This window comes from Nitrosomonas sp. (genome assembly GCF_040256045.1).
Classification (GTDB): Bacteria; Pseudomonadota; Gammaproteobacteria; order Burkholderiales; family Nitrosomonadaceae; genus Nitrosomonas.
This window is the reverse complement of the sequence record NZ_JBDZWD010000049.1, coordinates 8,175-18,950: the sequence shown is the minus strand read 5'-3', so window position 1 is coordinate 18,950 and position 10,776 is coordinate 8,175. Positions and strand designations below refer to the sequence as shown.

Below are 10,776 nucleotides of genomic sequence, written 5' to 3'. Positions count from 1 at the left end.
CCGATCTAAATGCCGCAATGCACCCTTCAATAGGATATTGAACAGGCTTCTAAGAAGAAATTACGTTTTGCTGAAAGAGGGATTTCAGGTTGCTTATGAGGCCAAGCTCTCTGAGCCAGCTCATTGATAACATATTCGCACTCAGATTGGAATCACAGAACTTTGCTTCACCCCGATTGCTCCAGCACACATACTCCACCTCTCCCCCAGGTTTGCCAAAAATATCATACACAGCAGACATAATCGGCACATGGTCTCCAAACCAGCATAAACTTGCCGGCTGCCTGCATTCCGCCAATGTTTGGCGCAATCGGGCAATCATTTGATCAGCATTACGTAAGTGGCGAAGATAAATCGTCAAATCATCACAACCTATTGGCGGCGGTTCGGTATACAACGACTCAATATCCGAATGAGTCACCTGCTCAAGATGTAATGGCCCATGATTCTCCATGGTAATGACAAAGATAAAGAGTGGGCCCGCAGCATCTCGTAGAATAGTGCCCACTTCATCAGCGACAGCAGCATCACCGATATAAGGGCCAGACCGCATCGTATTATCAAATGTACGTATATCGAGAAATTCATCAAAACCGAGACAGGGATATACCCGGTCGCGCCGATAAAAACTTGCCGGATAAGGATGAATACAAACCGTACGATAACCCAGGCGTTTCAGAAAGGATGCCAGTGACGGTATGTTCCAGCCAGCCGCTATAGCACGATAGGGATTGAAACGATGGACACCCAGCCCGTCCTCACCAATCCCGGAAAGGAAAGCGAATTCGGTACGTACCGTATTGGCTCCCCAGGCAGGTACCTTTAATTTGCCGTGAAATAAAGCCTCTTTCTTAAGGCGATCAAACTCAGCCAGTACATCCGCTCGGATACCGGGAAACAACGGCCGCGGATCAAAGAAAGATTCACTTTGGATAGCCACCAGATGAGGCAAATCACTCATCTGACGTTCTGATACAGAAAAATCAAATGGGGAAGATATTTTCAAGGGAATTCTTTCCGCCCTTCCATAACGCCAGAAGCTGGCCAGCAAACCCAGCGCTACAACATCCTGCCGCGGATTAAAACTTACCGGGAGTGATTTATGGTTGCTTACCAGCAGAAACAGCATCCCCAGCATCAATAGAACCAGTATCCCGCCTGACTGACCGGACAATACAAATCGCTGTTCAGGAACAGATTCCCCCCATAATCCAATGGATACAGCCAGAATAAACCCGGCTGCCGCACCGAAAAACTTCCACCAGCCTAAAAACGGAATATAAAGGCGTGGATGTCGAATCGCATCAGTAAAGTATTCATAATCCTGAAAAACAAAAGGTTCATGCAACGACTTCACCTTGGCGTTATTCACCAATACCAGCATCAGCATAAAAGCTGAAACAATCGCAACAGAAAACCATGGTCGACCTGAAATCAGGGTTACCAGAGAATAAGGCAAAAGCCATAATCCGCCATGTAATGCCCACGCCGCCCAGGGCCTTTTAAGTATCGGACGTGGAATCATCAGGCGTTCAATGATTACAGACAGTACGAGACCCGCCAGTGAAGCAGTCAATACTAAAATAAAGCTTTCCTCAGCCACCATAGCCCAGTAAACGAACGATAAGAATGGAAATAGAAGCCGGCAGTACCGCCAGCCACCAGGTACCCCAATTCAACGGAAAGGGAAAACTGATACGCGCCTGATCTCGTTCCAGGCCACGTTTTATGACGCTTGCCGCACGATCAGGCGGCCACAGAAAAGGCTTTGAACCAGGCATGTTGTCACACATGGGTGACTTGACATACCCAGGCATGATGACATTGATCTTGATCCCCTCTCTTGCCAGCCAGCCACGCAGTGCCTCACCATACGCCTTGATGCCTGCCTTACTGGCACAATACGCCGGTGTGACGGGCAAACCGAAATACGCAGCCAGAGAACTGACAAAAGCGATCTGTCCGCTGCCACGCATTCGCATGGATGGAAGCACAGCATGCACAATAACCATTGCAGCCTTCAGATTGATATCCAGTAAAGCCTCCACCTCATGTAACGGCTCAGATTCCCCTGCAGAACCAACATGTGTATTCACACCCGCATTGATGATCACCAGATCAAGTGGCTCCAGCACTTTCAGCCAATCTTGCAAAGCAACGGAATCTCGTAAATCCAGACATCGTGTCAGAACATACGCCCCTTTCAAACGGCAACGTTCCGCCACTTCAGTCAACTTTGCCGCATTACGACCATGCAAATGAAGTGTTACGCCACGTTGGGCATATATTTCTGCCAGTGCAGCACCAATCGCTCCTGTTGCACCGGTAATCAGGATATTTCGTCCATTTTTATCAGGTGGCTCGCTCATTTCCACGTATTTCCCGCCAGGACCAGAAAAGAATCATGCCAAAACCTACACATACAGTGAAATTCAACGGTATCAGGAAATAATTTCCTTTCTGAACAGCCGCCAGAATCGCCAGCGTCGAGTAGATAAAAGTAAACAATTCCCCCGCCAGCAATATCATGTTGATGCGCGGCATCCTCGCCCTGCGCTCATCCATGCCTTTAGGCGTACGGTTAAACTCCCCGTGCACGCCGAGAAGTGCCCGAATACCCCCCGCAAAGTAATACCAGGCCATGGGCAGGAACATGGCAATGTATAAATAGATGCCCCATAACGTACGCAAAACACCGGGCTTTTCATCCAGCCTGGCACCTTTACGCGCCCCGAAGACATTATCCAGCCCCCAGACAGCCACCAATCCAAAAAAAGCCAGTAATACCCACTGCGTATTTGCACTATCAAAATCAACCAGGTAATTCAATGGCAAACTCAAGAGCACTAATACATAAATCGAAGCCAGCAGTACAGAAGAAAACATCATGGAAATCGCATGCAATCTCTTCATCAGAGGCATGCGCTGGTGCAGCATTTGCCGAACATGCTTGAATCCGCTATGAATCAGCCCACGTCCCCAGCGCTCACGCTGAACACGAAAAGCACTGACTGATTCGGGCAACAAAGACATCGAAACCACATCTCGCAGATAAGCATACTTCCACTCACCAAACTGTGCTCTGTAGCCAAGATCTACATCCTCGGTCACCATCGCAGTATTCCAGCCACCCAACGCTTCAATACACGATTTTCGCCACACACATGAACTGCCACTCAGCGAAGCCATATCGCCATCTTCGCTCAAACCCACGGTAACATATTGCTGATGCCCCATTTCCATTGCCTGGAAACAGGTCAGGAATGACTTATTCTTGTTTTCATAACCAATTCCGGTCTGCAGAAACCCTAACCGAGGATCTCTGAAACAGGGAATGGTTTTCAGCAGAAAATCCGGTGGAGGAACAAAATCTGCATCGAAAATAGCAAAAAACGCTCCTGATGCCTGGCGAATGCCATGAACCAGATTGCCGGCCTTATAACCCTGCCGGTCATGACGACAGATATATCGGATATTGACTCCTCGTGCCGCATATTGCTCAACCTGGGTCCGTGCAAGCCTGGAAGTATCATCAGAAGAGTCATCGAGCACCAGAATCTCCAGCATATCTGCCGGATAGCGCAACTGACAGACCGCATCGATCAGACGCTCCACCACAAACGATTCATTGTGTACGGGTAGCAATACACTCACTGATGGCTTGTAATCATCCCCAACACAGGAAGAAGATTGCACTGCCTCGGTCAGCTCAGTCAATTTACGTTGCTCCACCCGGCGCGAGATAAACAAAATGCGCAGTTCCAGCAGGACATACAGTGCAAAATAGGCAACTACGACAAAAAATACGGCCTGGACAAAGAAAGAAAGCAACCCCAACAACATCGAGAATGATTCCTTCAGATATTCACGACAGCACAAATTTCTTCCAGGCGATGCACCCAGGTGTGGTTCTGACGCACATAAGCCGCCCCTGCCTCGGCACGCGCCATATCATCCACTGATGGACCATATCGAAGGCGTGAAAACAATTCCAGCGCTTCATCACTGGAACTCACCACATGACAGTAATCACGAAAATAACGATCGACTGCCTGGCTGGGATTGGTTACGACGATTCCCCCGCAAGCCAGTATTTCCAGCAATCGCCGTGAATACATCGTTTCGGAACGGATAATCGAATTCACATTGAGCGAAATTGCATGTGATTTATAGATTTTCGCCGTCTCCCGGTGAGGCACCCTGCCATGCAACTGTAATCGGCTGTTTTCAGGGAAACGAAATTCAAAGTGTCTTGATAAACGGTCATGATTCCGGTCGAAAATATTCAAGGGCAAATCAATCCTCTCACAGGCATCAAACACCATGTCGAGAAACAATCTGCGCTCACTCAATATTCGCTGATAGTAACTGCCTGTAAAACAGGCTTCATTACGAGTGAATTCAAAGCCCGTGAAATTATGGAATGCCGGCTGGTAAGGCATGACCAGTGAATTGACCGGTACATGTGCAGGCAACTGCTGCCGATAATTTTCGATACACTCCTTGTCTGTTGTAAAAACGTAATCGAAAGCCTTTGCCACATCGATGAAGGCATCAAAAAAGACATCATCATCCTTGTTCCAGAAAATGGTAGGAATACCGCGACTCCTGGCAAACTCAACCAGTTGGTAAATAGCCGTTGGCTTGCTCAAACGCATCCACTTCGGCTGTTTCGCCAGTTCATAACGCCAGGAACCCTTGGCTCCATGGAAAGCAGATTCGACAAAGATCAGATCTGGCTTCCATTCACCGATAACCATCCTGAAATTTGCAGGTGTAAGTGCTTTCACACGACACTCCGCAGACAAACAGTCAGCAGTGAAATAATCGGTCACCATTGCGATTTTCAGGCGCCCGAAGGGTCCCGGCCGTTCAACAGCCTCAGGAATTTCCGGATATTTATATACAAACGAACCCAGTTTTCTAATAGCTCTACCAATCATGGTTACCTATCCTCGGGTTTATTGACGTCTCCCCATCCGATGACACAGACTCCGTTATGCTCACGACTTTCTCACCGCCATCAACTAACCATGGTCACAAGACATCACTGTTTACCAATGAAGTGTTCAGTCTTCCAACTTGTTGGCATATAGTACGGGAGCATTATTCGGGCCAATTTGGATTGGCAGTTCGTAAACACCCTTTATTTCGAACAATAGAAATAAATTCAGCGCTTCCGATGAACGAGCTGGCCTATCTGGCTTTCCGATGACAAGCCCAATAGCAATACAAAATGGTTATTCCATTGCAAAGAATTGCAATGTGAATACGTACTCGGGAAATGAACTATCTTTCAGAATCTGCTGAATTGCTTCATGCCTGTCGGCTTTCGCAATAACAAAGGGAGGATTATCGCGAGGTTACGCGTCATAGGGCTTTGCCACCTTATCCACGAAACTGTGCCAGCAGCGCTCTGCCAACACATAATCCCGCGCCCGGGCACCTGTCTTCTTCAGTTTTTCCTCGTTCTCCAGGGCACCTTCAATAGCACGGGACAGGTCTGCTGCATCACCCGATCTGAAGAACCATCCGGCCGGATCATTCCCCAACTCATCACGAAACACAGGAAGATCTGGAACAATCACCGGTTTTCCCATCGCCAGGGCCTCCACCAGTTTGATCGGTGGCACAATCTCACATACCTTGAACGGCTTGCGTGGGATACACACCAGCGCACAACGTGCCAGCTTTTCTCGTGCCGCATCAGGGAACATTTTGCCTGAAAAGCAAATACGCTCAGACAAACCCAGGCGCTGTACCCGGGCCTCCAGTTGCGGGCGAGCTTCGCCATCACCAATGATCACTACCCTGACTGAACTCCCGGATCGGACGAGTATATCCACTGCGTCGATCAACGTATCCAGTCCCTCGTAACCCATCAATGAACCTGCGTAGCCAATGGTATTCAACTCGATTTGCTGCGGATCGGCTATCATAAAACGCTCCGGATCAACGCAATTGGGCAGTAGAGTCATACGGTTTGGATCAACCCCCCAGTTCATCTCAACATATCTGCCAAGTTGTCCAGAAATCACAAATAATCTGTCTGCATGGCGAGCAACCAGCCCTTCCAACTGTAATCCCTGCTTATATGCCTGTGAATCTTCATAGCCCGGCTGACGGGATATGCGGGTGAGTTCCCATAAACCACGCATTTCATACTGAAAGGGAATACCCAGCTGCCGAGCCGCGAGCAAAGCCGGCAAGGCATTGACATGATTGGAAGCTGCATGAATCACCGCTACACGATGTCGCACTGCTGATTCCGCTACTACTCGTGCCGCCTGCAGGGCATACTGCAGTACCGGCCTGTTATTCGCAGGTGCTTGTGCATGGCGATAGCACATATCACCAACAGTCGTTTCCTCGCTGACCGGGTCACACAAACGATCCTTCCGGTCCCACGGATATCCTGGCCGGGTCAGCACATGTACCCGAGCTCCCGCTTTATTCAGAGCACAGACCAATTCATGTGTGCGAGTCGTATAGCCGCTGGTGTGATATGGCAATACACTTGCCGCCACATATAATAAATTTCCCGGCTGAGGTTCATACGGTACATGGCCGGAATATTCGAATAACCTTCTCTCAAGGATATGAAAAGTCAGCATACGACTGAACATCAGCCATGACTCCGCCCACCACGTTTGCAAGGATCTTTCGAACAGATTCATTTTTTTGCCGGTTTGAACTCCGCCAGCGAAAGGTCAGCCGTATGCGTCGCTTTTATCTTGCCGCGTGCATATAAATCCAGAAAATCAGCTGTTGTAATGATGTCGTAATCCATGGCAAGCCGGCGTACAAGCTTGCGATAGTTCTCGATTCTTTTGTCATCGCGGTAAACCGCATGACCGTTCTTATCCCAGTAAAGCAATGACCAGGAATGCAATAACAACACCAAAAAAGAAGGCTCTGCCCCTACGGTGTAAGGCCGCAATACTCGCCATGGCGGACTGCCCAGCCAGTCTCCAACCGGAAACTGTAAACGTCCCCACCATTCCTTGCCGAATAATGGAAAAAACTTGCGTTCGGTAACAGGCACTTCTATCACGCCATTCGACCAGAGATAGGAATGGTTGGTCGGCTCACTATAAGTGCATTGCCCTTTCAGACAGGCATTCATGGAATTGTTGAAAGAAAGCGGCACACCTGCTTCCTGCAACGCACGCACGGTATCCGCATTCCAGCGGAAAGACCCGGCCCGGAAAGCCCGTAGCGGCTTGCCGGTCAGATCTGCAATCAATTTGCCAAAGTACTGTATAGTGAACGTTGCCTTCTCGATTCCATACTGGTTAAGAAAGCGCGGTCGATATTTGAAACCGTGTTCCTTCCAGAATTGTTCGGGCAGATACTCGGGATGAGCATGCAATTGCACATCCTGTTCATTCTGATCGAGCCAGCGCACGACATCGAGTGTTTGATCCAGGCAGGCATAAGCCCCGCACATATCCACGAAGAAAACCTGTTTCACTCCAAACTCATTGCCGATTGCACACATTTCCCTGATTCCCGCACACCCTCCCTCGTGCTCCCCCCACATCAGACGTTTGATATGATCCTGAACGGCACGCTTGGGTAATGCCTCTGTATCCACCGTCAACATGGCATAGCGATTCCTGCCAGTCATTTACAGCCTCCCTTCACCAAGGCTCTCCAACGACGGACGATAATGGCGTCACGGTAGCGCTCTCTTTAAGCGACAAACACCAGGAATATTTTGTTATACGACGGAGGATGAGTCTCGCTACTGCTGAGGAACCTCTGAAAAACATTGGTAAGGCACTCAGTGCCTGGCAAAAACTGGCAACAAAACGCAGTTTACAAGTAGTAAATGAGCATTTTGAATCTGTTCCTAACGCAGTAATGACAACGCAGAGAGTTCTGCAGAGGCTCCCTAACGGACTCTTTATGAGAAAGAGAGATGTTCTATCCCCGAATGAGGCGGGTAATTTATTACTCAATAAATCATGCTGCTTCAGTAAATTCCATTCTGCCCTGATAATCCTGACCGCCAACTCCTGCCACACTATTTGTGCTGCTACAAGAATGTTCATTACCGGGTTATCCTGTCAGAAACCAAAGTAATGATTCTCTCAGCTCGCGGCTATGCCCCATCCATCGAAATATCAGGTTTTTTGCAGTGATTTCTGCTGATTACTTCCACCAGTTTATGACTGCAGCAGTCCATACACTCTGATTTTGGCAGAGCGGCTAGCAGGCGAGTGGCTGATACCTGCCAAACTGTTGTGAGCCAGTCAGCAGAAATAACCCTATGCGACCATCACGATCAACGCAGGTTTGCAAATAGGAAAATAGTCCAGGTGCACACGTTGTATTTCATTGAGCACCACGCTATCAAGACATTGCAGTAGATCCGCGCGCATCATCCAGCACCAGGGCGCAGATATCAGCGTCTTCCAGTAAATAATACGGGTGATTTGCCAGCACTTTACGTGCCAGCGCAGTTTTGCCGGAGTGGCATGGCCCGGTAATCAGGCAAACCCAACCCGGCTTCAACCGGGTCTTATTAATCAAATCAGCAGATCTTCAAGTTTGCCCCCTGCTTCAAGATGCTCTTTTACCCACCCGGGTTGGCGTCCGCGTCCTGACCAGGTCAGATCACCTTTTTTATATAGAGGAGGAAAACTCGATTTTTGCTGTTTTTCACCCCAGCCTAAATCTTTTTCTGTGATGCCATATAACAAAATCTTTTCTTTGATATTCGCGATAACATCAGCAATTTCCCTCGCACGAATTTCATCTGCCTGCTTTTGCAACTTTCTAATTTCTTCCTGAATCTCTACATAAGTCAAATTTTTCATTTCGGATATCTGTGCTGATAAAAACATTACTTTCTACTTTCTTCCTTGTCAGACTTCGTTGACTAACAAACAACAAGGTGAAACGGGTCTCTCAACTCTGCTCATTCCATTAAGCAGTAATTAATTCCCGTTCGCTTTACCTGGATATGCCGAAATAAAATCAAGCCTTACTGGCCATGGCAAGCCCAGGCAACCTTGCAACCCCCAGGGGATTTGACCTGCTCGCATCCGCGATTAAATCCCCTTGACACTTGGTCTGTCGCACATTAACATACATCATGATGTCTGAACAGAAAACATCAAGATGAGAACAACCCTTACCCTTGACGATCAGCTCGCCAAAAATTTACAAGAATATGCCCGCGAGACCCGTCAATCCTTTAAAGATGTGGTCAATCAGGCTCTAGCCCTGGGGCTCTGTACCATGGAACACCGCACCCCACCTACCCCTTATCAGTTGACACCTGCTTCGATGGGCCAACTGCGTGTGGGGAATAATCTCGACAAAGCATGGGATTTATCTGCCCAGCTTGAAAATGAAGCCATTGCCAACAAGCTGGAAATGCGAAAATGATTCTGGTTGATGCTAACCTGTTACTTTATGCGGTCAATCGTGATCTACCTCAACATGACGCAGCACGCGCATGGTGGGAAAGCGTTTTGTCACGGAATGCACCAGTAGGAATGGCTTGGATAGTAGTTCTTGCTTTTCTTAGGATCAGTACCAGCTCGCGTATTTTCGAGCGTCCCCTGGATATTAAATCTGCTGTGGCTTATATAGATGAATGGCTTGCTGTTTCGTGCGTTGTATCAATTACGCCCGGGCCCGAACATTGGCAAACTTTGCAGCAACTGATCACCTACAGTGGCACCGGCGGTAATCTGACAACTGACGTGCACCTGGCTGCGCTTGCCATTGAACAGGGCTATACACTCTATTCAGCTGACAATGACTTCAAGCGATTTACCGGCCTGGTTCACATCAACCCGCTCGCGATTGAATGACAGTCGCCCATTCCTCCTGACTGGCCCATCCCGCTGCCAGTGGCACAACGGTTGCGTCACGGTAGCGCCAGGCCAGATAACGCAATTTCTGATGACGATAATTCCTGCCCGAAACCTTCCAGTTCGGCAGATATTCCACCAGCCACCCCAGTCGAGAGAAATACGCAAAATCGGCAACATCAGTCACCAGAACGGGTGCCAGGGAAGAAATATCCCTCAAGCGTAGGGAAAAACCTTCACAGGCCCGTTGTATTTTTTCACGCTCTACTACTCCAGGCGCCCAGATCAAAAGAACACGCGCATTTGCGTCTGAAGAAGCATGTTTGAGGGTCGGCAGCCACGAATATTTCGTTATATCCGGCGGAAGTATCCCGATCCTCGTCAATAATATCCTCCCAAGCCTGAAAGTACGGCCTCGTAGCGTTAATGGTAGCTTCTTACCCGGCAGATCATAGCGGGTCAGGAAATCCCATTCCGGTTTTGCTGCCAGTGCGGCCAGCTCTCGTCTCAAAACATGAGTTTCCTCGACAATACTCATCTCTATCTCATTAAATAATCGACTAACCAGATTAATACACGACCCGAAAGTGGATAGCGCAATAGCAAATCATTGTTTTACAGGTTTTATGCCTTGTACGATTAAATACTCTTCACACCAGACTAAACGGGCAGTAATTTAAGTCATAACAACCCAGTTAATGTCAATTATAGTAAGACCTAAGATTATTGATGTGTTTAATGATGTAGCCCCTGTTACGAAGATAGCTGAAAATGGATAGTCCTAATATGAGATCTGTCGTTGAGGGCAAGACATCGAATTCAAGAATGCTTACTTATCTCCTATTCTGTATCGGAACTACATTCGCATATTTACCAGCATTGGCTCAGACTCAAAATGTGTTTAGTCCCACTTTGTGCTGTCGTATTTGTATTTACCCTGCGGCAG

At 48.2% G+C, this 10,776-nt stretch carries 11 protein-coding genes; 2 read left to right on the top strand and 9 right to left on the bottom strand.

The window, feature by feature from the left end; all coding sequences use genetic code 11:
• Nucleotides 1-49: 49 nt before the first annotated feature.
• The 8 genes from ABUL11_RS09135 to ABUL11_RS09100 all read right to left on the bottom strand — a co-directional run bounded on the left by ABUL11_RS09135 (nt 50) and on the right by ABUL11_RS09100 (nt 8,852).
• The gene (locus ABUL11_RS09135; protein ID WP_350283547.1) at nt 50-1,576 is read right to left on the bottom strand and encodes an LTA synthase family protein; all 1,527 of its coding nucleotides are present in this window, start codon (nt 1,574-1,576) and stop codon (nt 50-52) included.
• Between the two features lie 19 nt (nt 1,577-1,595).
• On the bottom strand, nt 1,596-2,369 hold the full coding sequence (locus ABUL11_RS09130) for an SDR family NAD(P)-dependent oxidoreductase (protein WP_350283546.1): 774 nt from the start codon (nt 2,367-2,369) through the stop codon (nt 1,596-1,598).
• Nucleotides 2,353-3,843, bottom strand: a complete 1,491-nt coding sequence (locus tag ABUL11_RS09125) for a glycosyltransferase (RefSeq protein WP_350283545.1) — start codon at nt 3,841-3,843, stop codon at nt 2,353-2,355. Before ABUL11_RS09125 ends, ABUL11_RS09130 begins: the two co-directional genes overlap by 17 nt.
• A 14-nt stretch (nt 3,844-3,857) precedes the next feature.
• On the bottom strand, nt 3,858-4,943 hold the full coding sequence (locus ABUL11_RS09120) for a CgeB family protein (RefSeq protein ID WP_350283544.1): 1,086 nt from the start codon (nt 4,941-4,943) through the stop codon (nt 3,858-3,860).
• 420 nt (nt 4,944-5,363) lie between these two features.
• On the bottom strand, nt 5,364-6,677 hold the full coding sequence (locus ABUL11_RS09115; protein ID WP_350283543.1) for a glycosyltransferase family 4 protein: 1,314 nt from the start codon (nt 6,675-6,677) through the stop codon (nt 5,364-5,366).
• On the bottom strand, nt 6,674-7,630 hold the full coding sequence (locus ABUL11_RS09110) for a polysaccharide deacetylase family protein (RefSeq protein WP_350283542.1): 957 nt from the start codon (nt 7,628-7,630) through the stop codon (nt 6,674-6,676). Before ABUL11_RS09110 ends, ABUL11_RS09115 begins: the two co-directional genes overlap by 4 nt.
• A 728-nt stretch (nt 7,631-8,358) precedes the next feature.
• Nucleotides 8,359-8,538, bottom strand: a complete 180-nt coding sequence (locus tag ABUL11_RS09105; protein ID WP_350283541.1) for a hypothetical protein — start codon at nt 8,536-8,538, stop codon at nt 8,359-8,361.
• Nucleotides 8,535-8,852, bottom strand: coding sequence for an H-NS histone family protein (locus ABUL11_RS09100; protein ID WP_350283540.1), 318 nt, complete (start codon nt 8,850-8,852; stop codon nt 8,535-8,537). The genes ABUL11_RS09105 and ABUL11_RS09100 overlap by 4 nt, the downstream gene beginning before the upstream one ends.
• A gap of 277 nt (nt 8,853-9,129) precedes the next feature.
• Here ABUL11_RS09100 and ABUL11_RS09095 point away from each other — a divergent pair, with 277 nt between their 5' ends.
• The gene (locus ABUL11_RS09095) at nt 9,130-9,399 is read left to right on the top strand and encodes a hypothetical protein (RefSeq protein ID WP_350283539.1); all 270 of its coding nucleotides are present in this window, start codon (nt 9,130-9,132) and stop codon (nt 9,397-9,399) included.
• Nucleotides 9,396-9,830, top strand: coding sequence for a type II toxin-antitoxin system VapC family toxin (locus ABUL11_RS09090; RefSeq protein WP_350283538.1), 435 nt, complete (start codon nt 9,396-9,398; stop codon nt 9,828-9,830). Before ABUL11_RS09095 ends, ABUL11_RS09090 begins: the two co-directional genes overlap by 4 nt.
• On the opposite strand, the gene ABUL11_RS09085 is transcribed toward ABUL11_RS09090, so the two are convergent.
• Nucleotides 9,808-10,368, bottom strand: a complete 561-nt coding sequence (locus ABUL11_RS09085) for a hypothetical protein (protein WP_350283537.1) — start codon at nt 10,366-10,368, stop codon at nt 9,808-9,810. The genes ABUL11_RS09090 and ABUL11_RS09085 overlap by 23 nt on opposite strands.
• Nucleotides 10,369-10,776: the final 408 nt, after the last annotated feature.